Here is a 23770-nt window from a genome sequence, read left to right as displayed (position 1 = left end):
CGGGGCCCCGCCGCCTCAGCCGTGCGCCGTGGCCGCCGGCTCCAGGACGAACACCGGGATCTCGCGGGTCGTCTTCTTCTGGTAGGCGTCGTAATCGGGGAACGCCTCGACCGCTCGCCCCCACCACACGGCCTTCTCCTCGCCGGTGACCTGACGGGCCGTCATGTCCCGGCGGACCGGGCCGTCCTGGAGCTCCACCCGGGGGTCGGCGACCAGGTTGTGGTACCAGAGGGGGTTCTTGGGCGCGCCGCCCAGGGACGCCACCACGGCGTACGTCCCCTCGTGTTCCACCCGCATCACCGGGGACTTGCGGATCCTGCCGCTCCGGGCGCCGCGGGTGGTCAGGACCACGACCGGCAGCCCACGGATCGTCGTGCCCCGCGTCCCGCCGGAGCTCTCGTACTCCTCGACCTGCTCCCGCACCCACGGCGTCGGGCTCGGTTCGTACTCACCCTGAAGAGGCATCCGCCCGTCCTCTCTCTCTGCACGATGGTGATGACACCGGCCGCGGTGCACCTCGGCCCGCGGCCGCCCTGACCTTCGCTCAACAACCGCGGCGGACGCAATCATCCCGGCCGCCCCGTCGTGTCCCGGCGGACCGCGCCGGACATGACGACGGGGCCCGGCCCGCACACCGTCCGGTGCGCGAAGCCGGGCCCCCAAGGACAGCAGGGCGTCAGGACACCAGCTCCACCGCACGGCGGCTCCGGCGGTGCTGCTCGGCCCAGTTGGTCAGCGCCGCCTCACAGGCGTGGTCGAGATGGCGCAGTCCGCCGAGGTCCAGTTCGACGTCCCGGTGGGCGGGGAGCGCGTCGAGCTGGTCCAGGATCTTGGGCAGCCGCAGGAACGTGGCGTTGCCGACCGCCCGCACCACCACCGGCTGCCCGGCGTCGTCCGGGGTGTGGATGTCCAGGTGGACGTGCGAGGTCTCCCAGGCCGTCTTCGCGACCGCCAGCAGCAGACCGATCAGCACCCCCTCGAACATGTTGACCGTGACGATGGCCAGCGCGGTGACCAGCAGCACCACGGCCTCCCCGCGGTGCTCCCGCCACAGCGGCCGCCACGACTTCAGCGGCAGCAACTTCCAGCCGGCGTGGATCAGTACGCCCGCCAGCGCCGCCACCGGGACGATGCCCAGCGCGGCCGGGAACGCCGCGGCGAACACCAGCAGCCAGACGCCGTGCAGCACCCGCGACGCCTTGGTCCGCGCGCCGGCCTGGACGTTGGCGGCACTGCGTACGATCACCGCGGTCATCGGCAGCGCGCCGAGCAGGCCGCAGAGGGTGTTGCCGGCGCCCTGGGCCAACAGCTCCTTGTCGTAGTCGGTCTTCGGCCCGTCGTGCAGCCGGTCCACCGCCGCCGCGCTGAACAGCGATTCGGCGGAGGCGATCAGCGCGAAGGCGAGGACCGTGCCCAGCACCCCGACCTCGGTGAGCCGGCTCAGGTCCGACATGCCCGGTGGCTGGATCGCGTCCAGCAGCCCGCTGACCCGGACCCGGGCGACCGGCAGGTCCAGCGCCCAGACCGTGGTGGTGGCGAGCGCCACCGCGACCAGCGGCGCCGGGAGCACCCGGGCGCCGCGCCGCCAGCGCGGCCACAGGACCAGCACGCCGATGGTCCCGGCGCCGACCGCGAGCGCGGACAGCGCGGTGCCCGAGCCGACGGTGGCGGCGGCCAGCGCCGGCACACCGCCGATGTTGGCCAGTCCGCTGCCGGGTGCCTTGGCGTCCGTGAGGGCGTAGAGCTGGCCGGCGATCAGCACCAGGCCGATGCCCGCCAGCATGCCGTGCACGACGGCGACCGAGATCGCCCGGAACCAGCGCCCCAACTTCAGTGCGCCCATGGCCAGTTGGAGCACCCCGGCCGCCAGCACCAGGGCGCCCAGCACCCCGAGGCCGTACTCCTTGACGGCCTCGAAGACCAGCACCGTCAGGCCCGCGGCCGGGCCACTGACCTGCAGGCTGCTGCCGGGCAGGAGCCCGGTGAGCAGACCGCCGACGACACCGGTGACCAGGCCCAGTTCGGCCGGTACGCCGGACGCCACGGCCACCCCGACGCACAGCGGGACGGCCACCAGGAAGACCACCAGGGAGGCGGTGAAGTCGGCCCGGAAAGACGCCGCGCGGGAGGAGAGCAGTCGCTTCATCGTCGTCACCCCCGCGCTCACAGCGGAAGGAACAGGTCGGTGGCCGGGTGGTGGGCCGCGACCAGGCCGGTGTGCACTTCGTAGAACCAGCCGTGCAGGTTCACCTCGCCGGCCGTCAGCCGCTCCCGCACGCAGGGGTACTCGCGCAGCCGGGCGAGCTGCTGGCGCACGTGCTGCTGGACCGCGGCGGAGACCGTCGGCTCGGGGTCCTCGGGCAGTTCGTCGGAGAGCGCCTGGGCCAGCCAGTCGCGCACGGCCGGCGCGCCGGTCAGGTCCTCGCCGCGGGCCTTGGCGCCGACCGCGCCGCAGTGCGAATGACCGCACACCACGATGTCGGCGACCCGCAGCACCCGCATCGCGTACTCGATGGTCGCGGCCTCCGCGCAGGCCGCCATGTCCTCGCGGTAGACGGGCACGGCGTTGCCGGCGGTGCGCAGTTCGAACAGTTCGCCCGGGCGCGCCCCGGTGATCAGGGACGGGACGACCCGGGAGTCGGAGCAGGTGATGAAGAGGGCGAGGGGGGACTGGCCGGCCGCGAGCCGGCCGTAGGTCTCCTGCTCCTCGCGCCGCTCGGCGATACGGGCCGTCAGGCCCCGGGCATGCTGGATGAAGGTCTCCACGAGGAGGTCTCCTGCTGATGAGTGGTGCCACTGTGGGGGTGGTGGCGGGAAGGTGCGGGATGCGGCTGGTGGAGCGAGCCACCACGGCCGCGCTCAGCAGCGGAAGACGCAGTGCAGGACGGGGAACGGGGCCGGTCTCGAAGCGGCCCGGGTGGAAGTGCCCGCGGCCGGGACGCCGGACCCACCGGTGGAAGGCGGCGTCGGCCCGTCGGGGCCGGACGGCGGCAGCGGGCGGCCGGCGTGCCGCGGCACGCCGACGGAGGTGCGCGCGGTCCCCCGGGGGGCGCCGCGCTCGGCGTCCCGTTTGGTCTTCTCCTCGTTGGAGTCGGAACCGGGCTTGACGGCGGGCGGGGCGCCCGCGGGCGTGGCGGCGGGGGCGGCGAACGTGGCGGTCGCATCGGCGCCGGCGGCCACCGCACCCAGCAGGAACGCCAGGACCACGGCGACCGCGATCAGCGGGACGCGGAGCAGGCCACGCACCGGTATGCCGGGTGTGCCGCGGTCCTTCCGCATCCTCGTCCCCCGTCGCAGGTCCATGCGCCTACAGCCTTCCCTCACAGTGCAGCATCCAGGTTTCCAGCAGGAAAACGCGAAATGACGCCATGTTTCGAGATTTCTCCTGGTGCACTTGCGCACCACCCGCCGTGCGTACGGGAGTTCATGACCGCTCCGCCTCCGTACCTGCGGCCGCCGGCACCCCACGGACCGTGCGCGGCACCCGGGCCGACCAGCCCACGGCGGGCACGACCGCCAGCGCCAGAACCCCGCCGGCCAGCGCCAGGACCGGGTAACCGCCCACCGCCACGACCAGCCCCGATGACAGCCCGCCGGCCGCACCGGCGCCCGCGATGCCGACGTCCACCAGGCCCTGGACCGCGGCCCGCCGCTCGGGCGGCAGGGCGTCGGTGACCAGGGCTGTGCCGCTGACCAGCCCGGCGTTCCAGCCCAGGCCGAGCAGCACCAGCGCCGTGGCGAGTTGCGGGACCGCGTGCGGCGGCGCCGTCGCGGCGAGCACCCCGGCGGCCAGCAGCAGCGGGCCCGACGCGGCGGCGATCCACCGCCGGCCGTACCGGTCGACGAGCAGTCCGGTGAGCGGCGAGGGCAGGAACATGGCCGCCACGTGCAGCGCGATGACCAGCCCGGCGGCCTGCGGGTCCGACCCGTGGGCCAGCATGTGGACCGGCGTCATCGTCATCACCGCGATCATCACGAGCTGGGTGAGGACCATGACCGCGGTGCCGGCCACCAGGCCGCGCCGCCGGGCGTCGCCCCACGGGGGGCCGCCCGCCGGGGCGGCCGCCGGTGGGGCGTCCGCCAGTTCCGGCGCGGCGGCCAGGCGCGCGGCCAGCCGGAGCGGGTCGGGCCGCAGCAGCACGGCCAGCACCAGCGCCGCCGCGGCGAACGCCACGCAGGCCAGCAGGAACGGCCCGGCCAGCCGGGGAATGCCCCAGGAACGCGCGAGGTCACCGGTCCACGTCACCAGGTTGGGGCCGGCCACCGCGCCGAGCGTGGTGGCGAACAGCACCGTGCTCACCGCGCGCCCGCGCCGCTCGGGGGAGGCCAGATCGGCGCCCGCGTAACGCGCCATCAGATTGGTCGCGGTACCGGCCCCGTAGACCAGCAGGGACGCGCACAGCAGCACGGCGCTCCCGGCGGCGGCCGCCGCGACCACCCCGAGACTGCCCAGCGCCCCGGCGCCGTAGCCGAGGGCGAGGCCGGGGCGCCGGCCCCAGCGGCGGCACAGCCGGCCGATCACGGCCGCGCCGCCCGCGGCCCCGGCGGTGAACAGCGCACTGGGCACGCCCGCCAGCCCGGTCGAGCCGAACATCTCCTCGGCGAGGAGCGCCCCGACGGTGATGCCCGCGGCGAGCCCGGCCCCGCTGAGGACCTGGGCCACCACCAGGACGGCCAGGACGCGCCGTTGTTCCGGCCTTTCGCGCATGATCTGCGGTCCCCTATACCGGTGCCGGCGACTTCAGCGCCGCGATGTCCGCGAGCGGCATGCCCAGCTGCTCGTGGAGGAAGCGCACGATCGTCCAGTGCGGCAGCGCCCCCTCGTCGAACGGCCCGAACTCCGCGCAGTACAACGGGATCCAGCGCAGCGCCTCTTCGAGGACCTGCTCGCGGCCCGGCTCCTGCTGGTAGTCCTCGTAGGCGATGCTGCGGTGCTCGATGAAGTACCGCCCGGGCAGCCGCTGTTCGCACAGCGCGCGGTACTCCCGGGTCTGCAGGATGAGGTAGTGCCAGATCTCGTCGATGTCCTGCTCGACCGGGAGGAACAGGCCGCCGAGCCGGTCGCGGTACCGCGAGACGAGGAAGAGGTAGCGCAGGCATTCCGTGACCTGCCGCGCCACGAACTCCCGCGGCGCCTCGCTGCGGGCGGCGAAATGGTCGAGGACCTCGGTGTGCAGCGCCTCCCCGAGCAACTCCCGGAGGGCGTCGGCGGACAGCGGCGGGCGGCTGGTCATGGGTCTCCTGTGCGGGTGCGGACGGGCAGGTGGGAGGGGGGTGCGCGGATCAGTCGGCGTCGACGAGCCAGGCGTACTTCCCGGACTTCCCGATGGGGACGTGGGCGTGGTGCACCAGCCGGCAGCGCCGCCCGGTGAGCGCGCCGACGGCGTCCTCCAGCGCGGCGGACTCGGCGGCCCCGACGGGGATGCCGTGGAAGGTGGTGTACGCCAGCAGGGCCTCGGCGGGACCGGTCAGCTGCAGCTGGTAGACGAACACGTCCGGCGACAGCTCACCGATGCACCGGTCGAGGTCGCCCTGGGCGACCGGCCCGTTCCGCGTCGGCAGCAACTCCTTCCGGCGGCCGCAGAATTGGGTGATCCGGTCCGGGTCCGGCGTGCCGTCCAGGGTGCGCACGCAGTCGCCCGAGCGGTAGCGGATCAGCGGCATGAAGGGATTGCGCACGCTGGAGACGACGAGTTCGTGGATCGTGCTCTCCGGGGCGACCGGATGCAGCTCCACGCTCATCCCGTCGAGGTACGGCCGGTATCCGCCGCGCCGGTCGCTGAAGTAGAGGTAGCCGAGCTCGGTGCTGCCGAAGAGGTCGATGACCGGGCAGTCGAAGTGCTGTGCCAGGAAGCGCCGGACGTTGACCGGGGTGTACTCGTAGGCGTGGATGATGCTGGCGGGCGGCGGGAAGTCGTCCCACAGCCCCCACTCCCCGACCTTCCGCAGCAGATGCGCCAGGTGGTACCCGGAGCAGTCGAGGTGGTATTCGCCCCGCGGGTGCGACTGCCGGGCCGCCTCGATCTCCCGGAGCATCCGCAGGACCTCGTCGCGCTCCCACCGCGCGGGGTCGAGCCGCAGGTTGAGGTAGCAGGTGCGGTCGTCCAGCCACCGGTCCTCGAAGGAGGGCACCGGCGCCGGCGGGACGCCGCGCCGGGCCGCGCCGACCCGGGCCACGTGCTCGGTCGCCAGCACGGTGGTGAGCGAGACCCGCCGGCAGCCCGACTCCCAGGTCCCGGCGATGTCCGGATGCTCGCTCCACAGCCGGTAGTAGGAGTGCAGCAGGAAGTACGGGGGCCGGATCAGCTGCATCCGGGCGTGGTTGGTGCCGGTGGAGAGCACGTATTCCGCCTCACCGGCCTCAAGGGCCGCGGCCAGCCGGGGGGTCATCCAGTTCTCGGGGAAGCCGCGGGCGATGTCCGGTTTGTCGAGGACCGGGAAATAGCCCTTCGCCAGCGATGCGCGGTAGAGCGGTATGTCGCGGATCTGCTCGATGACCTCGGCGGTCGGCTGACCATCCATGGAACCCTCGTCATGGCTCGGGGAGGAACGGGGAGTGCCCGCGGGGACGGGGCGCGGCGCCCGGGAGCGGGCCGGCGGGGGGGAAGTGCCACCGCCGTCCCTTGCTCCCGGGCGCCGGGGAGTGCCGGTGGACGATCAGGAGATACAGCCGGCCTTCGGCGCGGCGCTGATGCAGCCGGCCTTGGGTGCGGCGCTGATGCAGCCCTCCTTCGCCGCCTGTGCGGCGGAGTTGGCGGCCAGCCAGCTGCGCCACACGTCGTCCTGGGCCATCTTCTTGATGAGCTGCTCCATGGGAACCTCCGTGAGAGTCGGAAGACGGTCCGGCATCGGCGCTGACCTGCGTCGATGCCGCACACCGAAAGTAAAAGCCTGGCCAAGCAAATGTCAATGAAAGGCAATGCCGGGGCGGTGTGAGGCGGCCCCGGCGCGCCAACTTTGGCGGGATACCGCCGAGGTGATCGGGGCCCGGAACTACCTGACGGGCAGTCAGTCACGTCTCGCCCGGGCGGGGGTTCGGCGGACGGGTTGCGCCATACGGCCGTCGCCGATCGGGGGACCTGCCGGGCGGGCGCGCGGCGTGCGGCCGTGCCCGGGGAACGCTCACCACCGGCCACCCCGGCCCACCGCACCGGTTGCCGCACCAGGGGAGTGAAGCTGTGCACATTCTGCTCATCGCCGGCGCCTTCAACAGCCTGACCCAGCGCGTCCACGCCGAACTCGGCGACCGCGGCCACCGGGTGGGCGTGGAACTGGTGACTCCGCGGACCCCGCTGCTCGACGTCGTACGCCGCCACGCCCCCGACCTGATCGTGGCGCCCATGCTCACCACGGCCGTTCCCCGGGAGGTGTGGTCCGCCCACACCTGTCTGATCGTGCACCCCGGCCCGGTCGGCGACCGCGGTCCGTCCTCCGTGGACTGGGCGGTGCACCTGGGCGCGGACGCCTGGGGCGTGACCGTCCTGCAGGCCAACGCCGAGATGGACGCCGGCGACATCTGGGCCTCGGCGAGCTGCCCGGTCCCCGCGGTGGGCAAGAGCGACCTGTACCGCAACGAGATCGCCGACGCGGCCGTCGAGGCGGTGCTCACCGCCGTCGAGCGCTTCGCCTCCGGCACCCACCGCCCGCAGCCCCAGGCCACCCTGCCCGCCGGTGCCCGCCCCGGCCGGCCCCGGCCACCGTTCCGCCAGGACCTGCGCCGGATCGACTGGCGCTCGGACCCCACCGCCACCGTCGTACGCACGCTCCGCGCCGCCGACTCCCGGCCCGGCGTACGGGACGAACTCCTCGGCGACACCTGGATGTTGCACGGCGGACATCCCGAGGACACCCTGCGTGGGCGGCCGGGTGAACTTCTCGCCACCCGGTGCGGCGCGATCTGCCGGGCGACGGCCGACGGCGCGGTGTGGATCCCCGAACTCCGGGCGCCGCGCCGGCCGGGGGAGCCCGGCACCGTCAAGCTCCCCGCCACCCTCGCACTGGGCGACCGCCTGCCGCCGCTCCCCGAGATCCCGGCACCGCTCGACCGGGGCGAGGCGCCCCGGACCTGGAGCGACATCCGCTACCGCGAGGAAGGCCCGGCGGGATTCCTGGAGTTCTCCTTCCCGGGCGGGGCGATGAGCACCGACCACTGCCGGCGGCTGCTCGCCGCCTACCGCCACGCCTGCACCCGGCCCACGTCCGTGCTGGTCCTCGGCGGCCGCCGGGACTTCTTCTCCAACGGCATCCACCTCAACGTGATCGAGGCGGCGGCCGACCCCGCCGAGGAGTCCTGGGCCAACCTCAACGCCATGGACGACCTCGTGGAGGCCGTGCTGACCACCACCGACCGGCTGGTGGTCGCCGCGCTCGGCGGCAATGCCGCGGCCGGCGGGGTGATGCTGGCGCTCGCCGCCGACGAGGTGTGGTGCCGCTCGGCCGCGGTGCTCAACCCGCACTACCGGCTGATGGGGCTCTACGGCTCGGAGTACTGGACCTACACCCTGCCCCGCCGGGCCGGGCGGGAGGCGGCCGAACGGCTCACCACCCGCGCCCTGCCGGTCACCGCCGCGACCGGGCAGCGGCTCGGACTGGTGGACCGGACCGTGGACTGCGCCGCGCGGGACTTCACGGTCCGGACCACCGAACTGGCGCGACGGCTGGCGGCCTCGCCGGCGGTCCAGTCGCGGATCGCCGCCAAGAAGGACGCCCGGGAGCGGGACGAGGCGGAGCGGCCGCTCGCCGCCTACCGGGAGCACGAACTCGCCCGTATGCACCGGATCTTCTTCGACCCGGACCAGCCGTACCACGCCCTGCGCCGGGCGTTCGTCCGCAAGGAACCCTCGGACGGCACCCCGGCACATCTCAACCCGGCCGCCTTCGCGGGGGGTTGAGGCCCGGCGCCGGGGTGCCGGCCGTCGTCAGGGCGCGGGGTGGTACTTGTACCCGATACCGAAGACCGTGCGGATCGAATCGCGCAGGCCCGGTCCCAGACGGCGGCGGAGCCGGGCGATGTGCACGTCGACGGTGCGGGTGCTCGACTGGCAGCTCGGCCAGACCGCGGCCATCAGCTGCTCCCGGGTGAAGGCCCGCTGGGGATGCCGGACGAGGTGTGCGAGCAGGTCGAATTCGAGCTTGGGCAGGCCGAGTTGGCGGCCCTTGATGAAGACCGTGCGGGCCGCGTTGTCGATCTGGATCGGCTCCGGGCGGGGGGCCGGCCCGGCCGCCGGTTCCTCGGGACGGGGCGGGTTCTCACCCGGCGGGGCCAGGATGATGTGCACCTCGTCCGAGGGCAGCCGGTACACGGAGACGGGCTCCAGGGCGTGCAGGGTCAGTTGCCAGGTCCCGTCCGGGAGCCGGTCGACCGCCAGGGGTGGCCCTTCGCCGGGCCCGGCCATGACCGGGCGGCCGAAGTCGGCATCCGGTCGCAAAGCAAGCGGGGTCGTCGAGGAGTTCATAAACATGATCTGGGCCCATTCCTCTTGCAAAGCAGGCGTGTACGGACAGACATGGCGGTGCTCGACGTTCGAAGGGTGCTGAGGTGCTGTGCAGCCATCGCGACGTTAATCCGGTGGCGGGGCGTGGTCGCGAACAGGCACGTGGGAGGCGGCTGCGCCCAACGGGGGCAATCGCTCCGTCCGTGCACAAGAACGTTCGCGCCCATGCCCGTACTCGGCCATGACGTGGTGCGTGGCCACGGCCTCCGGTCGGACGAACGCTACATGTGATCGCGCGCTTCCGGAAAGTAGCTTCCGCTAATTTCGGTTGCTCTTGGGTCGAATCCGTGCTTGCGGTGCGCCAACTCCCTTGAGGTGACAGGTGGGTGGTGACCGGCGCGGAGTGCCGTTTCGTTCAACGAAGGTGCAAAAAATTGCCGGAACCTGAGGGGTCGTCATCAGCGTGGGAGTCGTTTGCGCCTGGAAGTGCGCCGTGAAGAGGCCCGGAGCGGCACGCGTACCGGGCTCGCGGTGACTTCTCGGTCCGGGAACCGGTCTCCGTCCGGCATGGCCGGAAATCGCGGGTGAACTGGCCGAGAGGTACGGGCCGTCGGCGCATAAGGGGGCCGGTTCGACGGATCGGCGGCCGTCGCGGGTGCCGGACGGGGAGTCGTGCGCGAAACGGAGGGGTAGGGCGTCGATGGCCTCCGCTTGTGGAGGGTTGGTGAACGCCTGAATATGCCAATTAAATGCACTGGGGTCGAACGGGGCTCAAGGGGAAGGGGTCCACGGGAAGTTGGCCGGAAAGTGGTTTCCTCTTCAATCTCTTTCTCGTCGGTCAGAGCAAAAGGGTGCGGAACCAGATATTCCAGACGACTGTTTTCCTGGTGAGTTGATGATGAGTAGGGTGTGGCCCGCTGCTGCTCGACCGGTGGCAGGGCCAGCTGAATTCGGCGCGGCTGGAATGCGGTGTGGCGGATGACGCCTTCGTGACCGGGAGGGGACCATGGCGGCCGGCTCATTCGAGGGGCAGTACGTGTGGAGTCCGGCGGCCGACGACCGGGCGCTGGCCCGGGCCTGCATGGACGTCACCGCCGGGCGGTACCTGAGCGCACACGACGTCCTCAAGGAGACCCGCGACGATTTCGAGGTCCGCGCCCACCGCTCGCTCGTCCTGGCCTCCGTCGCCGCCGACTCGGACCTCGCCGAACGCTGGCTGGCCGAGGAGCCCGGCCCGGAGGCCGCCCTGCTCTGGGCCCGGGTGGCCATGGTCCGGGCGCTGCGCATGGCCGACGCCGGCGCCGGCGACCGGCGGCAGGGCGCGCTGGCGCGGATCGCGCGGACGGCGTGCGACCGGGCCGCGAAACTGCTGCCCGAGGACCCCACCCCCTGGGTCGCCCAGCTGGCGCTGACCCGTCTCGACCGCCCCCTGGACCCCGCGCCGCAGGGGCTGCTGACCGCGCCGCCCGGCCCCTGGTACCTCTTCGCCCACATCCTCCGGCTCGACCCCTGGCACCGCGAGGCCCACCACCGCTTCCTGTCGTTCTTCTTCCCCCGCTACGGCGGTGCCTCCAGCGCGAGCTGGGACGTGGCCGCCTTCCTCAGCCAGCGGGCGCCGGTCACCTCGGCGCTGCGGCTGCTGCCGCTGGTGGCCCTGGTCGAGGACTACGTCCCCGGGATGCCGCTCGCCGACCGCACCTGGGAACAGCCCCAGTGGACCAGCGCGGCGCTGAGCATCTACCGCAACTGGCTGCCGCAGGTGTCCGGATACCGTTTCACGCCGGTACTCGATCTGGCCTATCTGGCGCACGCGTTGTACATGGCGAAACACGAATTCGAGGCGCGCGAAGTCCTCACGGCGATGGGGCCGTACGCCTCCCGCATGCCCTGGAGCGCATTCGGCGATCCGGCGGAGCAATTGTCGAAAGCCAGACGTTCCTGCGGTCTCCCGGTACCGCACGAGACGTGATGCAGAAAATTCCCCCCAGAAAGGTTGCGGTTGTGTCCGAGCGCACATCAATAACCCGCTCGAAATCCCCCCACGCGGCCGACCCGGCCACCCTCGACGATGACGCGACACTGCATGCCATGGGCTATCCGCGGAAACTCACCCGGAGATTCCGCGCGTTCGACAATTTCGCCATCTCGTTCACCATCATCAACATCATCTCCGGGATCTTTTCGTCCTTCGGATTCGGCATGACCGCGGGCGGGCCGCGGATCCTCGTCTTCGGCTGGATCGGGGTGTCGGTCATGGTGCTGTTCGTCGGCGCCGCGATGGGCGAGATCGCCTCCGCCTACCCGACCAGCGGCGCGCTCTACTTCTCGGCCGGCAAGCTGGCCAAGCGGCACCAGGGCGCCTGGTCCTGGTACACCGGCTGGCTGAACTTCGTGGGCCAGGTCGGCGGCACCGCCGCCACCAACTTCGCGGCCGCCACCTTCATCCAGGCGTTCCTCGCGATGCAGTGGCCGTCCTACACGCCGACGCCGCAGCAGACGGTGCTCATCACCGCCGCCATCCTGCTCGTCCAGGCGCTGGCGAACACGTATACCGTCCGGCTGGTGGCACTGGTGAACCGGATTTCCGTCTGGTGGCTGCTGATCGGCATGGTGGTCATCGTCGGCGCGCTCACCTTTGTTCCGGACCATCACCAATCGCCCGCGTTCGCCGCCTACTTCGTCAACAACACCGGCTTCACCAACGCGATGTACGGCGGAATGCTGGGACTGCTCGTCACCAGCTGGACCTTCACCGGTTTCGACGGCAGTTTCCACATGTCCGAAGAAACCGTGAAGGCGACGGTCAACGCGCCCCGCGGCATCATGCGGGCCATCACCTACTCCGCGATCACCGGGCTGATCCTCATGCTCGCCCTGGTCTATGCGATTCGCGACTACGGGCACGCGGCGGGCGCCGAGGCGCCGCCGGTGCAGATTCTCGTCGACGCGCTCGGCCAAAGCACCGCCAAGTTCCTGCTGTTGATCGTCATCGGCGCGATGCTGTTCTGCGGGCTCGCCAACATGACCAGCAATACCCGGCAGATCTTCGCGTTCTCGCGGGACGGGGCGATGCCCGGCTCCCGCTGGTGGCACTCGGTCTCGGCGCGCACCCGTACGCCCGTCAAGGCGGTCTGGCTCGCGGCGGCCTGCCCGCTGGTGCTGGTGGTGCCCGGCTGGTGGTCGCACACCGCCTTCACCGCGGTGGTGAGCGTCAACGTCGTCGGGCTGTTCCTCGCCTACGCCGTGCCGATCTTCCTGCGGCTGCGGCTCGACGACTTCCAGGCCGGGCCGTGGAACCTGGGCCGCTACGGCAAGCCGGTCGCGGCGATCGCGGTGATCTGGATCCTGATCAGCAACGTGCTGTTCATGCTGCCGCAGGCGTCCCCGATCACCCCCGCCTCCTTCAACTACGCGCCCCTCGCCCTGGCCGTGGTCCTCGTCATCGCCACCGTCTGGTGGTTCGCCACCGCCCGCCGGCGCTTCCAGGGCCCGGTCAGTTACGGCCGCCCGGACGAGGTCGCCGCGATGGACCTCATCTAGGACCTGTCCGTACAGCACACCTGGGCCCCGAGGCCCGCGGCCTCCGCAGCCCCCACCCCGCTGCCCCACCTGAAGGGACCCGATCACCCGTCATGCCTGCCACCGATGAACTCACCGTCACCACCGCCACGCCGGGCGACTGGCAGCAGGTGGTGCAGTGGGCCGCCGACGAGGAGTGGAACCCCGGCCGCGACGACACCGCCTGCTTCCACCCCACCGACCCGGACGGCTTCTTCCTGGGCCGCCGCGGCAGCCGGCCGGTCTCCGCGGTCTCCGTCGTCAACTACTCGGCGTCGTACGCCTTCCTCGGCTACTACCTCGTCCACCCCGACCTGCGCGGACAGGGACTGGGCCTGGCCACCTGGCGCGCCGCCGTCCCGCACGCCGGCACCCGGACCGTCGGCCTCGATGCCGTCCCGGCCCAGCAGGCCACCTACCGGCGCGCCGGATTCACCCCCGCCCACGAGACCATCCGCTACGGCGGGCGGCCCGTCCGCAACGGCACCCCGACGCCCGAGGTCGTCCCCGTCACCGGCTCCCACCTCGACGCGCTCGCCGCCTACGACCGGCGCTGCTTCCCCGCCGACCGGCGCGGCTTCGTCACCCGCTGGCTGACCGCCCCCGGTCACACCGCCCGGGCGTACCTGCGCGACGGTGAGATCGCGGGCTACGGCGTGCTGCGCCCGGCCCGCACCGGTCACCGCATCGGCCCGCTCTTCGCCGACACCGACCGGGTCGCCGAGGCGCTCTTCGACGCCCTGACGGCCACCCTCGCCCCCGCAGACGAGGTCGCCCTCGACATCCCCGGCCCCCGGACCGGCGCCCATGCCCTGGCCACCGACCGCGGCCTGACCCCCCGGTCCCACACCGTCCGCATGTACACCGGCCCGGTCCCTCCGACGGACCAGCACCGCACGTACGGCGTAACGAGCCTGGAACTGGGCTGACCGTCCACCGGGCGCCCCGCCCAGGGGGCGCCCGGACGGTTCAGGCGCCCACCGTGCCGTCGATGCCCTCGCGGAGGAAGTCCGCGTGGCCGTTGTGGCGGGCGTATTCGTGGATGAGGTGGTGCATGACCAGGCGGAGCGAGACGTGTTCGCCCCAGCGGGGCTGGTAGCCGGTGACGTCGAGGGACGGCGCCTGCTGCTCGATGCGGCGGGCGTGCGCCACCTCCTCCTGCCAGACGGCGAACGCCTCAGCACCGGTGGAGCCGTCCGGGTCGTAGGCCGCCTGGTAGTCGCCCTCGGCGGACCAGACGAGCGGGATGTCCTCACCGTTGATCACCCGGCGGAACCACGTGCGCTCCACCTCGGCCATATGGCGTACCAGGCCGAGCAGCGTGAGCGTGGAGGGCGGCATCGAGCGGCGGCGCAGGTCCTCGTCGGACAGGCCCTCGGCCTTCATGGCGAGGGTCGCGCGGTGGAAGTCGAGGAAGGCGCGCAGGGTCTCGCGTTCGCCGGCACGTACGGGCGGGGAGATGCGTTCGGTGGTCATGCCGGTCCTTCGGGAGGTGTGCGGGCTGGGAGACGGCCAGGGGCCTCGGGGCGGCGGAGCGGGAAAGTAGCGGACCGTCCCGGTCTGGGGGACGATCTTCGGGAGTGCTCCGTAGCGCGCCGGGGAGGCGGCCGATGGGATCTTCCCGAGTGGTGCGGGCCGCCGCAAGCCTTTTTCTGGCGGTCGCCGTCACCGCGGGCTGCGCCCACGACGGCGGATCGCGCGTCCCGCCGCCGACCCCACCGGTCCCCGGGCCCTGGCACACGGTCTTCGCCGACGACTTCCACGGCGACCGGCTCAACCCGGCCAGGTGGACGACGTGTTACGACTGGAACCAGGGCGGGTGCACCAACCGCGGCAACGACGAGCTGGAGTGGTACCGGCCCGGGCAGGTCTCGGTCGGCGGCGGCCGGCTCACCCTGACCGCCCGGCGGCGGGCGACCCGGGGGACGGACGGTCGCGACTACCCCTGGACCTCCGGCATGGTCTCCACCGGCCGCAGCTCCTGGAACGCCCGCCCGCGCGCCGTCTTCACCTACGGCTACTTCGAGGCGTCGGTGCGCATCCCGGGGCAGGGCGGGATGCTGCCGGCCTTCTGGCTGATGCCGGCCTCGCGGTTCACGCCGCCGGAGATCGACATCGCGGAGGTGCTGGAGATGCCCCGGTGGATCGATATGACGGTGCACTGGCGGGGGCCGGACGGCGGGGAGCGGTCGACCGCGGGGAGTTTCGGGCCGGTGGACTTCCCGGCCGGTCACCACGTGTTCGCGCTGAACTGGGAACGCGACGCGCTCACCTGGTACATCGACGGTGAGCCCAGGTTCCGGGTGACCGATCCCGCGAAGATCCCGCACGTGCCGATGGAGCTGCTGTTCACCCTCGCGGTCGGTTACCCCGAGCTCCCGCCGCCGGACGTGCACACGGCCCGGATGTCGGTGGACTGGGTGCGGGTCTGGCAGCACTGAGCCGGGCGAACGGCACGGGCCCGGCCCGGAGGCACCCCCTGGGCGGGCCCGTGCGCTCCGTGCGGGCTCAGGTGGCGAGGTGGAAGCCGGCGCCGACGCCGCCGTGGGCGTTCATCTCGTCGAGGATGCTCAGGATCGGTGAACTGTGCTGGGCGCCCCAGGCGTTGCCGACCAGCGTCTGGCCGTCGACGACGGGGGAGCCGGAGTCACCGCCGTCGGTCCAGATGAGGTGGGTGAACCAGAGGTCGTGGGTGCCCAGCTTGATGCCGCAGGTCAGGCCGGTGCGGTGGCCTTCCTTGCACATCCGGGTGCCGTTGGCGGGCGGGGCGCCGAGGGAGGTGATGGTGACGCCGCCGACCGTGCCGGTCGGCGCGACCCGGCTCTCGTCCAGCTTGATCACCGCGTAGTCCAGGCCCTTGGGGCCGGAGTTGAGCAGGTTGTTGGGCGTGCTGACGTAGGTCACCGTGCCGATGACGCCGGTGTCCAGGTCCGGGCGGCTGTCGGCGAGCGGGGCGGGGGAGAAGGCCGTCCCGGCGGGCGAGCGGTCCCGGTAGACCTTCTCGCCGACCAGTTTGTTGCCCGCCTCGTCGATGAAGCAGTGGGCGTTGGTCAGGGCCACCAGGTTGCCGGCCGCGTCCCGGCCGACCGCGGTGAGGGTGCAGACGTAGAAGCCGGTGGGCTCCTGGGGGTTCGGCTGCAGCCGGAAGATGATCCCGGTGCCGCCCCCGATGGCGGTGCGGGTGTCCGCGCTCGCGGACGGGGCGGTGACCAGGGACAGGGTGGCCAGCAGGAGGGCGAGGCCAAGGGCGCGTAACGCGCGTAAGTGACGTGACAAGAGGATCACTTCCCGTTGCGGGGCCTGGACGGCCGGGCGGCGATGTCGGCTCCAGCCAACCGCTGACCGCGCTCCGCGGGGAGGCAATCATCCATTTTGGACTATGTGAGGTGCGTCACCTCGTCGAGTGCGTCACCCCGACTCCCGTGACAGGGTGCCGGATTCCGACGGCCCGCCGACCGGGCGGCCGAGCAGGGCGCGGGTGCGGCGGTACAGGCGCCAGCCCGTCGTGCGGAAGGACTCCCCGGCGGGATTCACCGGCGCGCCGCCGCCGCGGACCCACTGGGTGAACAGCTCCGGCCGGGTGTCCGCCCGCACCATCAGGCGGGGAATGCGCATCGGGTCGCGGTCGGCCGTCGCCAGGGCGTTGCGCACCGCGCAGGCCGAGGTCCAGCCCGCCTCCCGTACCGTGCGGCGGACCGCGTTGCTGGAGTAGCCGTGCGGATAGGCGAAGGCGTAAACGGCGTGGTTGAGCGCGTCCTCCAGCCGCCGTTTGCAGTCGACGACCTCGTGCCAGACGCGCTGCGCGGGCAGGGCGTCCAGCTGGGGGTGGGTGACGGTGTGGCCGCCGATCTCGATGCCGAGCGCGTCCAGGGTGGCGATCTGGCGCCAGCTCAGCATGGCGGCGGGCGGCAGCAGACTGCCCTCCGGGGCGCCGCCGGGCGGATGCACGGCACCGGTGGTGATGAACACCGTCGCGGGCAGGGCGCGTTCGGTGAGCAGCGGTGCCACCGACCAGTAGAAGTCCGCGAAGCCGTCGTCGAAGGTCAGTACCGCGCAGCGGGCGGGCAGCGCGGGCCCGCCGCGGATCGCGGCGACCAGCCGGCGCAGCGGGATGATGGTGAGCCCGGCGTCCGCGATGCGGTCGAGTTGCTCGGTGAAGGCCCGGGGGGTGACCGTGTACGGCGCGATCCAGGGAGGTGGGTCGCTGGTCACCGAGTGGTAGAGGAAGACGGGCACGGCGCTCATGTCCGGTGTCCTTTCGGGACCCCCGTGCGGAACCGGAAGTGCTCTCAGGAGCCTCCTGGGGTGCGCTCCGGCAGGATGCGGTAGACGACCGCGTCGGCGGTACGGTGGATGACGGGGTAGTCGGAGCGGTGGGCCAGTGCGCTCCGCAGATGGGCCAGGGTGCCCGGCGGCAGCGCTCCGGTGGCGGTGACCTGGGCCTCCTGGGCCCGGTTGAGGATCAGGTAGACCGGGCGCGGCGGCCCCGATCCGGTCAGCACGTGCAGCTCGGCCGCGGGGTCGCGGCGCACCTGCCACTGGTCGCCGGGCGCCGCCTCGGACAGCCAGATCCGGTCGTGGTACTCGTAATCGTGGTAGGCGTACGGGAAGTTGTCCGAGGCGCCGACGATCAGCGAGCCCTCCGGGGCGTGCGTGGCGAGCCACTTGGCGGCCGAGGTCTCCGAGGCGGTGAAGTAGTTGACGTTCTCCTTGCCGAAGTACGCCAGGGAGAGCGCGCCGAACAGCGCCACGAGCACCACCGGTACCGCCGCGGCCCGCACCCGCCGCAGCGCGCGGCGCAGACCGCGGCCGCGGGACGATGTCAGCAGCGGGGGCAGCAGCAGCGCCGCGGCGCCGAACGCGGTCGCGGGCAGCGCGAACAGGTACACCCGGAAGATCATCTCGCCGCCGTAGCTGTTGGCCACGGCCCAGGGCAGCGGTGCCACCGCGAGCCACGGCAGCGCGGTGCGCCGCAGTGAGGGCCGCGCCAGCACCGCCAGCCCGGCGAAGAGGAAGACCACCGCGGACAGGATCCGGTCGGCCCAGGCGACCATCACCTGTCCGCTGGTGGCGCCGGAGAGGCCGAGCAGCCCGGACCCGGCGTTCGACTCCGGCGTGGTGAGGCCGGCGATCAGGTTGTGGAGGTTCTCCTCCAGGTACGGCCGGGCCGCGGTCAGGTCCCAGGCCAGCGTCAGCGCCAGCGCGACCAGCAGCACCGGCAGCGCCACCCGGCGGTTGCGGCGGGGCAGGGACAGCAGGAGCAGCGAGCCGATCAGCATCACCGGGGTGAGCGGATGGGACACGACGATGGTGACGATCGCGAGCAGCACCAGCACCGCCCAGCCGAGCGGTGGCAGGCCCGGTCGTGGCCGGCCCGGTCGCGGGAGGCGGTGGACGACGGCCGCGATGACGCAGACGTACAGCAGGAAGGCGAACGCCTGCGGTGAGAAGTAGTCCTGGCCCACCCACGAGCAGCTGAAGAAGAGGAAGGCGCCGCCCCAGACCAGCCGCCGGCTGCGGGTGAAGGAGCGGTACAGCGCCAGCAGCGGGATCACCAGCGCCGCGTTGATCAGCAGCGGGAACCAACTGGCGTAGGAGCCGGGTGACTTGAGGCCGATGTGGGTGACGAACAGGTCGTTGAGCCAGAAGAAGCCGGGCCAGCGGGCGTAGACGGCCAGCGGGCCGGCCGCCGTGGGCAGGGTGCCGGTGTCCAGCAGGACGTCGGTGACCGCGACGTGCTTCCAGGCCCAGGAATAGCGCAGTTCGGGGTAGAGCGCGAGCGGGGTGGCGTGCAGGAAGGTGATCAGCGCCAGCACGTAACCGGCGTGGTGCAGGCCACGGGTGCGCCGGTCGGAGAGCGCGGCGCAGAACCCGAGGCCGAGCAGCACCAGCCCGGCCCAGTAGGTGACCGGCAGGACCTGCACCAGGCCCAGGTCGCGCATCGCGTCGAGGTCCACCCCGCGCAGCGAGAACACCCACAGCAGCAGCGCGGCGGGCAGCGCGAGCACGGCCAGGGCACGCAGGGCGGCCTGGGCGCGGGTGCGTTCGACGGGGCGGTGCAGCCGGCCGACGGCGTAGCCGAGGACCGTGGCGGCCACCCCGCTCACCAGCGCCGGCACCGTGCGCGACGGTGCCTCGCCGCCCGGCCGCAGCCCGTCGGCCACCGCGGCCGGGAGGGTGTGGCGCAGATACGTGCGTTCGCTGGCCAGCGCCGGGCCGGCACCGGCGTGCCGGGCGACGGCCGCCTTCGACAGCCCCTCCGCGTAGCAACGGGCCCGGAAGTACGTCCGGGTGGTGCGGGCGGCGGGTACGTGGTGGCGGACCGCGGCGGCCGGCTCGTACAGCAGCTTCCCGTCGGGGTTGCGGGCCGCGACCCGCAGGCAGAGTTCGGTCTCCTCGCAGCCCAGCGGGCGGGTGCCGATCCGGCCCAGGTCGGTGCGGAAGCCGCCGGCGGCCAGCACCTCGGCGCGCCGGAAGGACATGTTGGCGCCGATGAAGTTCCGTACCGGCGCGCGGTGTTCGGGCAGTCCCTGGTAGGAGCAGCCGACCACCCAGTCGAACTCGCGGGGGAACCAGGCGGGCCGGCCGGTCTCCCACAGGGGGCGGACCAGCCCGCCGACGCCGAGCACCCGCGGGTCGTGATAGGCGGTGAGCAGCCGGGCGGTCCAGTCCGGGTCGGCCGCCGCGTCGTCGTCGAGGAAGGCCACGATGTCGCCGTGCGCGGCCCCGACCCCGGTGTTGCGGCCACCGGAGAGTCCCTGTGCCTCGGCGTTGGGCAGCACCCGTACGCCGGGCAGCGCAGGCTCGGCCCGCCGGGCCAGCTCGGGGCAGTGGTCGACGACCAGCAGGATCTCGTCGGCCGGGTAGTGCTGGAGCTGCACGGAGCGGACGGCGTCCAGCAGTTGCTCCCAGCGGTCGAGGGTGTACGCGCAGATGACCACGGTCAGGCTCGGCTCGGTGCGGGCCGCGGCGGTCGGAGCCGGCCGCGCCCCCACGGTCGTCGACGCGCCACCGCACAGCATGCCGAGCACGAAGCGGACCGCCTGCAGCAGACCGCCCAAGAGGCGGAATCCGAGCGCGTTCATCGAGGGCTCCTCGCGGGGGACGGCAGCCAGCGCGGCAGCGTGATCAGCAGGGGCAGGGCGAGTGTGCATTCGGCCAGCAGCCAGGCGGCGCCCACACCGGTGATGCCGAAGGGATGGATCAGCCGGACGGTCAGGCCCAGCACCAGGGCGCACAGCGCCGCCTGGAGGGCGACGGCCCAGGCCAGCCGGCGGCGGGCGCGCGCCACGTCGATGGCCACGTTGAGCAGCAGGTTGGGCAGGGCGGACAGGGCCAGCAACCGCAGTACGCCGGTGGCCTGGTCGGCGTACTCGGCACCGAAGACCGACAGCAGCCAGGGGGCGACGACGACCAGGACGACCACCCCGGCGGTCAGCGGCGGACCGGTGTGCCGCAGCACCCGGCGGCCGAGCTCGCTGATCCGGGCGGGATCGTGCGCGGCCTCGACCAGCAGCGAACTGCCCATGTTGTAGGTCGCCAGGTAGAGGGTGTACGCGATCACCCACGACAGGGAGAAGTAGGCGTTCCGGGCGCCGCCCAGGGTGTCGAGCACGATCAGCGGCACGATGTTGTAGGCGGACAGCCGGAAGAGGGCGCCGCCGTAGTCGGTGGCGGCGTAGCCGAGCAGCCGGGGCGGCATCCGCCCGTCGGTGTGCGCCCGTTCGTGGGCCGGCACCGCGCGCCGCAGCAGGACGTAGTTGGCGACGAGGAGCGAGACGGCCAGCGCCCCGGCCCACGACAGCAGGATGCCGGAGCTGATCGCCCAGCCCGCGGCCAGCGTCAGCACCAGGACCTTGACCACCGCGAAGACCGCGTTCTCGCCGAGCACCCAGTTTGCCCGGCGGACACCGGTCAGCGCCCCGTCCTGCACGATGAACAGCGCATAGCCCATCGTCCCCGCCACGAAGAACGGGCCGACCAACGGGCCGCGCAGGAAGCCCAGTCCGGGGGCGATCAGCGGCACCAGGGCGAGGAAGGCGCCGGCCAGCAGTCCGGCGCACAGTCCGGCCGCGGCGTAACTGCGCAGCAGCAGCCGCCGGGTGTGCCGGCCGGCCGAGGGGACGAACCGCACCAGCACGTCCGAGAGGTTGAGCTGCCCGAAGCCGGCGAGCAGGGTCACCGCGGAGATCACGGCGTACGAGCGGCCGACGGTCTCCGGGCGGTACCAGGACGTGGCGAGCACCCAGTAGAACGCGCCGACCGCGGCCGTCATCAGCGAACTGGCCACCAGGACGTGGCCGTTGCGCAGCAGCGGCTCGTAGTGGAGCGCGGAGCCGAAGCGCCGCCGCAGCACGACCAGATAGGGCGCGGCGGGCAGGTCCGCGACGCCCGGGGGAGCGGTGTGCGGGGTCATGACGGTCCCGTTCCGGCGGTGGCGGCGCGGTGGGCGGCTTGGTGGGTGGCGTGGACGCTGCGCAGATAGCCGACCGGGCCGTAGAGCAGGCCGCGCAGCTCCAGCAGGGACAGCCGGGCCGGCCAGACACCGGCCGGCGCCGAGCGGTCGTGGGCCCGGCCGACGGCGTGCCGGATGCCGCCCGGCAGCCGGCGCAGCAGGGCGGGCAGCGCCCCGGGACGGTGCCGCAGCGCGGCGGCCAGGAAGGCGCCGAACCCGGCGCCGTAGCCGAACGCCTGGGCCGGCAGGGCGTCCGCCGCCCGGCGGTGGCGGTGCCAGATGACGGCGTCGGGCTGATAGACGATGCGGTGCCCGGTGGCCAGGACGAGGAAGAAGGCCAGCAGGTCGTCGCCGCCGTGCGCCGGGGTGCCGGTGCCGGTCGACGGGTCGAAGCCGCCCAGCTCCCGGAGCACGTCGGTGCGGAAGGCCATGTTGGCCCCGGAGCCGAACTGCCCGGCGGTGAACGGGAAGAGCGGATCGGCGGGCGGGTCGGCCAGCGACCAGCTGCGCGGGGCGAACCCCTTGCCGAAGCCGCCGTGGAACTCCAGCGCGGACTGCGCCGCGGTCGCCAGTTCGGCGGGCACGATCAGCCCGGTGACGCAGCCGACCCGTGCCCCGCCGCCCGGTGCGCCGCCGTCGTCGAAGGCGCGTTCCAGGGCGTCCAGCCACCCGGGGTCGGCCAGTGTGTCGTCGTCGGTGAAGGCACAGATCCGGCCGCGGGCGGCGAGCAGTCCGCGGTTGTGCGCCCGGGCCAGGCCCGCCATGGATTCCCTCACATACCTGACCCGGGACGGATAACGGTCGCGCACCAGCCGCTCGGCGGCGTCGTCGCGCGGCGCGTTGTCGACCACCACGATCTCGTACGAGGGGTGCCGGCTGCGCAGCAGCGAGTCCAGGCACTGGCGCAGCATCCCGGGACGGTTGTGGGTGGCGACGATGACGGTGACCGCGGGCGGTGCGGCCGCTCCCGGGGCCCGGGCCGGACGGCCGGGACCGGGCCGGAGTGCCTCCGGGGCGGCCGGTGCGGTCAGTTGGCGATGCGCGGCTTCGGCCAGCGCGTGGTACAGGCCGGTGGTGTCCCCGAGCACACCGTGGGCGCTGACCATTCCGAGCGGGTGTCCGTGCAGCCGCACCAACGCCAACACGCGTCCACCCGGGGCGGCGGCCGGTGCGCCGCCGGGTGAGCGCAGCTCACCGGGCGCCGCCAGGTCCAGCTCGACGACATGGGCGGGGGTGTAGAGCGAATCGCGGGCGGCGAGTCCGGGGCAGGCCGCTGCGGTGCGCGGGCCGAGGCCGTTCATCGATTCCCCACTCCCAGGGGCGCCGTGCGCCGGCCACCAGGCCGTTCGGCGAGCAGCGTCCGCAGCACCCGGCGGCCGTCGGAGACCGCGTGGAGATGCGAGCGCCCGCTGCGGCGGGGAAGTTCCAGGCTGGGCACTTCGGCGACGCGAAGTCCCAGTCGCAGTGCGTGGGCGATCAGTTCCGCCTCGATCTCGAACCCGGGCGCCTGCGGGTGCAGGTCGTCGAGGAAGGTGCGGCGGAAGGCGCAGAAGCCGTAGCAGAGATCGGTCAGGGTGGCGTGGTAGACCCGGTTGACGACGGTGAGCAGCGCGCGGTTGCCCAGCGAGCGCACCGGCGTCAGGTCGAGCGAGCCGCCGCCGGCGATGAAGCGGGAGCCCTTGACGAAGTCGAAGCCGTTGTCGAGGAAGTGCACGTAGTGCGGGATCTCACCGGGCCACATGCTGCCGTCGGCGTCCATCATGACGATGTATTCGCAGGTCGCGGCCAGGAAGCCGGTGCGCAGTGCGTCGCCCTTGCCGTGACCGGTCTGCTGGACCACGCGCACGGACGGCAGGCAGTGCGCGGCCATCCGCACGGTCGCGTCGTCGGACGCGCCGTCGACCAGGATCACCTCGTCGATCGAGGGCGGGATCTGGTTGAACACCCAGGGGACGTTGCGGGCCTCGTTGTGCGCCGGGATCACCAAACTGACGGTGTGTGAGGTCGGTGGGAGGTCGCTTTCCCGCCGCATCGGGAGCGGACTGGTGATGCGGTCGCTGGAGCGGCGCAGCGGCCGCCCGCCGTCGACGGTGCGCTGGATCATGCCCGAGGGCAGAGTGGTACTCATGAGCGTGCCTCACGAAGCGGCAACGGACGCCCGGGCCGGAAAGCCGCAGGGCGTACCGGAAGGTGAGGGGCGTACATCGGCGGCGCGGCCGCCGGGGCCTGTTCGAGAAGGCGCGGTACACCCGCGAACCGTAAGGAGAACGAGCTGCGGGGACGCGAGGCAGGAGGAGTTCGCGGAGGAACTCGGTCGCTGTAC

Annotated in this window: 21 protein-coding genes; 5 read left to right on the top strand and 16 right to left on the bottom strand. The window is 72.8% G+C overall.

Features of this window, described 5'->3' with window-relative positions; genetic code table 11:
- Positions 1 to 15: 15 nt before the first annotated feature.
- From V2J85_RS04665 to V2J85_RS04630, 8 genes are all read right to left on the bottom strand, one after another.
- Positions 16 to 465 (bottom strand): nitroreductase family deazaflavin-dependent oxidoreductase, encoded by a 450-nt coding sequence (locus V2J85_RS04665; protein WP_330820697.1) that lies wholly within the window; start codon positions 463 to 465, stop codon positions 16 to 18.
- Positions 466 to 676: 211 nt separating this feature from the next.
- Entirely contained in the window at positions 677 to 2146 is a 1470-nt protein-coding gene (locus tag V2J85_RS04660; protein WP_330820695.1) for a SulP family inorganic anion transporter, read from the bottom strand.
- Between the two features lie 17 nt (positions 2147 to 2163).
- Positions 2164 to 2766, bottom strand: a complete 603-nt coding sequence (locus tag V2J85_RS04655; RefSeq protein ID WP_261952935.1) for a carbonic anhydrase — start codon at positions 2764 to 2766, stop codon at positions 2164 to 2166.
- Between the two features lie 93 nt (positions 2767 to 2859).
- On the bottom strand, positions 2860 to 3303 hold the full coding sequence (locus tag V2J85_RS04650; protein ID WP_330820694.1) for a hypothetical protein: 444 nt from the start codon (positions 3301 to 3303) through the stop codon (positions 2860 to 2862).
- A gap of 121 nt (positions 3304 to 3424) precedes the next feature.
- Entirely contained in the window at positions 3425 to 4708 is a 1284-nt protein-coding gene (locus V2J85_RS04645) for an MFS transporter (RefSeq protein ID WP_330820693.1), read from the bottom strand.
- A 13-nt stretch (positions 4709 to 4721) separates the two neighbouring features.
- Entirely contained in the window at positions 4722 to 5234 is a 513-nt protein-coding gene (locus V2J85_RS04640; RefSeq protein WP_261952938.1) for a glycine-rich domain-containing protein, read from the bottom strand.
- 49 nt (positions 5235 to 5283) lie between these two features.
- Positions 5284 to 6522: a phenylacetate--CoA ligase family protein gene (locus V2J85_RS04635; protein WP_330820692.1), complete on the bottom strand. Its 1239-nt coding sequence runs from the start codon at positions 6520 to 6522 to the stop codon at positions 5284 to 5286.
- Between the two features lie 135 nt (positions 6523 to 6657).
- Positions 6658 to 6813 (bottom strand): hypothetical protein, encoded by a 156-nt coding sequence (locus V2J85_RS04630; protein ID WP_261952940.1) that lies wholly within the window; start codon positions 6811 to 6813, stop codon positions 6658 to 6660.
- 365 nt (positions 6814 to 7178) lie between these two features.
- On the opposite strand from V2J85_RS04630, the gene V2J85_RS04625 reads away from it, so the two are divergent.
- Positions 7179 to 8891, top strand: a complete 1713-nt coding sequence (locus V2J85_RS04625) for a hydrogenase maturation protein (RefSeq protein WP_330820691.1) — start codon at positions 7179 to 7181, stop codon at positions 8889 to 8891.
- 27 nt (positions 8892 to 8918) lie between these two features.
- Here V2J85_RS04625 and V2J85_RS04620 read toward each other — a convergent pair whose 3' ends face one another.
- Positions 8919 to 9455 carry a winged helix-turn-helix domain-containing protein gene (locus tag V2J85_RS04620; protein ID WP_261952942.1) on the bottom strand — a complete coding sequence of 179 codons (537 nt, stop codon included), beginning with the start codon at positions 9453 to 9455 and terminating at the stop codon, positions 8919 to 8921.
- A gap of 985 nt (positions 9456 to 10440) precedes the next feature.
- Here V2J85_RS04620 and V2J85_RS04615 point away from each other — a divergent pair.
- From V2J85_RS04615 to V2J85_RS04605, 3 genes are all read left to right on the top strand, one after another.
- A complete protein-coding gene (locus tag V2J85_RS04615; protein WP_261952943.1) occupies positions 10441 to 11403 on the top strand; it encodes a hypothetical protein in 963 nt (320 codons plus the stop codon).
- Positions 11404 to 11522: 119 nt separating this feature from the next.
- A complete protein-coding gene (locus V2J85_RS04610; protein WP_330820757.1) occupies positions 11523 to 12974 on the top strand; it encodes an amino acid permease in 1452 nt (483 codons plus the stop codon).
- Positions 12975 to 13066: 92 nt separating this feature from the next.
- Complete coding sequence (locus tag V2J85_RS04605) at positions 13067 to 13921, top strand: GNAT family N-acetyltransferase (RefSeq protein ID WP_261952944.1); 855 nt, start codon at positions 13067 to 13069, stop codon at positions 13919 to 13921.
- A 40-nt stretch (positions 13922 to 13961) separates the two neighbouring features.
- Here the strand turns inward: V2J85_RS04605 and V2J85_RS04600 are convergent, their stop codons facing one another.
- Positions 13962 to 14468 carry a DinB family protein gene (locus V2J85_RS04600; protein ID WP_330820689.1) on the bottom strand — a complete coding sequence of 169 codons (507 nt, stop codon included), beginning with the start codon at positions 14466 to 14468 and terminating at the stop codon, positions 13962 to 13964.
- A gap of 134 nt (positions 14469 to 14602) precedes the next feature.
- Here V2J85_RS04600 and V2J85_RS04595 point away from each other — a divergent pair, with 134 nt between their 5' ends.
- Positions 14603 to 15433, top strand: a complete 831-nt coding sequence (locus V2J85_RS04595; protein ID WP_261952946.1) for a glycoside hydrolase family 16 protein — start codon at positions 14603 to 14605, stop codon at positions 15431 to 15433.
- A 67-nt stretch (positions 15434 to 15500) separates the two neighbouring features.
- Here the strand turns inward: V2J85_RS04595 and V2J85_RS04590 are convergent, their stop codons facing one another.
- From V2J85_RS04590 to V2J85_RS04565, 6 genes are all read right to left on the bottom strand, one after another.
- Entirely contained in the window at positions 15501 to 16268 is a 768-nt protein-coding gene (locus tag V2J85_RS04590) for a S1 family peptidase (RefSeq protein ID WP_261952947.1), read from the bottom strand.
- Between the two features lie 132 nt (positions 16269 to 16400).
- Positions 16401 to 17237: a polysaccharide deacetylase family protein gene (locus V2J85_RS04585; RefSeq protein WP_261952948.1), complete on the bottom strand. Its 837-nt coding sequence runs from the start codon at positions 17235 to 17237 to the stop codon at positions 16401 to 16403.
- A 44-nt stretch (positions 17238 to 17281) separates the two neighbouring features.
- On the bottom strand, positions 17282 to 20077 hold the full coding sequence (locus V2J85_RS04580) for a glycosyltransferase (protein WP_330820688.1): 2796 nt from the start codon (positions 20075 to 20077) through the stop codon (positions 17282 to 17284).
- Entirely contained in the window at positions 20074 to 21408 is a 1335-nt protein-coding gene (locus V2J85_RS04575) for a lipopolysaccharide biosynthesis protein (RefSeq protein ID WP_261952950.1), read from the bottom strand. The genes V2J85_RS04580 and V2J85_RS04575 overlap by 4 nt, the downstream gene beginning before the upstream one ends.
- Positions 21405 to 22748: a glycosyltransferase family 2 protein gene (locus V2J85_RS04570; protein WP_261952951.1), complete on the bottom strand. Its 1344-nt coding sequence runs from the start codon at positions 22746 to 22748 to the stop codon at positions 21405 to 21407. The genes V2J85_RS04575 and V2J85_RS04570 overlap by 4 nt, the downstream gene beginning before the upstream one ends.
- On the bottom strand, positions 22745 to 23575 hold the full coding sequence (locus V2J85_RS04565) for a glycosyltransferase family 2 protein (protein ID WP_261952952.1): 831 nt from the start codon (positions 23573 to 23575) through the stop codon (positions 22745 to 22747). The genes V2J85_RS04570 and V2J85_RS04565 overlap by 4 nt, the downstream gene beginning before the upstream one ends.
- Positions 23576 to 23770 lie beyond the last annotated feature (195 nt).

Source organism: Streptomyces bugieae, assembly GCF_036352915.1.
In the GTDB taxonomy this organism is placed as follows: Bacteria; Actinomycetota; Actinomycetes; order Streptomycetales; family Streptomycetaceae; genus Streptomyces; species Streptomyces endophytica.
This window is presented reverse-complemented; position numbering and strand designations above follow the sequence as displayed.

Bases quoted from the DNA above. Each gene is read 5' to 3' on its own strand.
- V2J85_RS04660 (WP_330820695.1), bottom strand. From the start codon at position 2,146: ATGAAGCGACTGCTCTCCTCCCGCGCGGCGTCTTTCCGGGCCGACTTC.
- V2J85_RS04575 (WP_261952950.1), bottom strand. From the start codon at position 21,408: ATGACCCCGCACACCGCTCCCCCGGGCGTCGCGGACCTGCCCGCCGCG.
- V2J85_RS04595 (WP_261952946.1), top strand. From the start codon at position 14,603: ATGGGATCTTCCCGAGTGGTGCGGGCCGCCGCAAGCCTTTTTCTGGCG.
- V2J85_RS04585 (WP_261952948.1), bottom strand. From the start codon at position 17,237: ATGAGCGCCGTGCCCGTCTTCCTCTACCACTCGGTGACCAGCGACCCA.
- V2J85_RS04570 (WP_261952951.1), bottom strand. From the start codon at position 22,748: ATGAACGGCCTCGGCCCGCGCACCGCAGCGGCCTGCCCCGGACTCGCC.
- V2J85_RS04620 (WP_261952942.1), bottom strand. From the start codon at position 9,455: ATGAACTCCTCGACGACCCCGCTTGCTTTGCGACCGGATGCCGACTTC.
- V2J85_RS04650 (WP_330820694.1), bottom strand. From the start codon at position 3,303: ATGGACCTGCGACGGGGGACGAGGATGCGGAAGGACCGCGGCACACCC.
- V2J85_RS04565 (WP_261952952.1), bottom strand. From the start codon at position 23,575: ATGAGTACCACTCTGCCCTCGGGCATGATCCAGCGCACCGTCGACGGC.
- V2J85_RS04580 (WP_330820688.1), bottom strand. From the start codon at position 20,077: ATGAACGCGCTCGGATTCCGCCTCTTGGGCGGTCTGCTGCAGGCGGTC.
- V2J85_RS04665 (WP_330820697.1), bottom strand. From the start codon at position 465: ATGCCTCTTCAGGGTGAGTACGAACCGAGCCCGACGCCGTGGGTGCGG.
- V2J85_RS04610 (WP_330820757.1), top strand. From the start codon at position 11,523: ATGGGCTATCCGCGGAAACTCACCCGGAGATTCCGCGCGTTCGACAAT.
- V2J85_RS04635 (WP_330820692.1), bottom strand. From the start codon at position 6,522: ATGGATGGTCAGCCGACCGCCGAGGTCATCGAGCAGATCCGCGACATA.
- V2J85_RS04645 (WP_330820693.1), bottom strand. From the start codon at position 4,708: ATGCGCGAAAGGCCGGAACAACGGCGCGTCCTGGCCGTCCTGGTGGTG.
- V2J85_RS04600 (WP_330820689.1), bottom strand. From the start codon at position 14,468: ATGACCACCGAACGCATCTCCCCGCCCGTACGTGCCGGCGAACGCGAG.
- V2J85_RS04640 (WP_261952938.1), bottom strand. From the start codon at position 5,234: ATGACCAGCCGCCCGCCGCTGTCCGCCGACGCCCTCCGGGAGTTGCTC.
- V2J85_RS04605 (WP_261952944.1), top strand. From the start codon at position 13,067: ATGCCTGCCACCGATGAACTCACCGTCACCACCGCCACGCCGGGCGAC.
- V2J85_RS04630 (WP_261952940.1), bottom strand. From the start codon at position 6,813: ATGGAGCAGCTCATCAAGAAGATGGCCCAGGACGACGTGTGGCGCAGC.
- V2J85_RS04615 (WP_261952943.1), top strand. From the start codon at position 10,441: ATGGCGGCCGGCTCATTCGAGGGGCAGTACGTGTGGAGTCCGGCGGCC.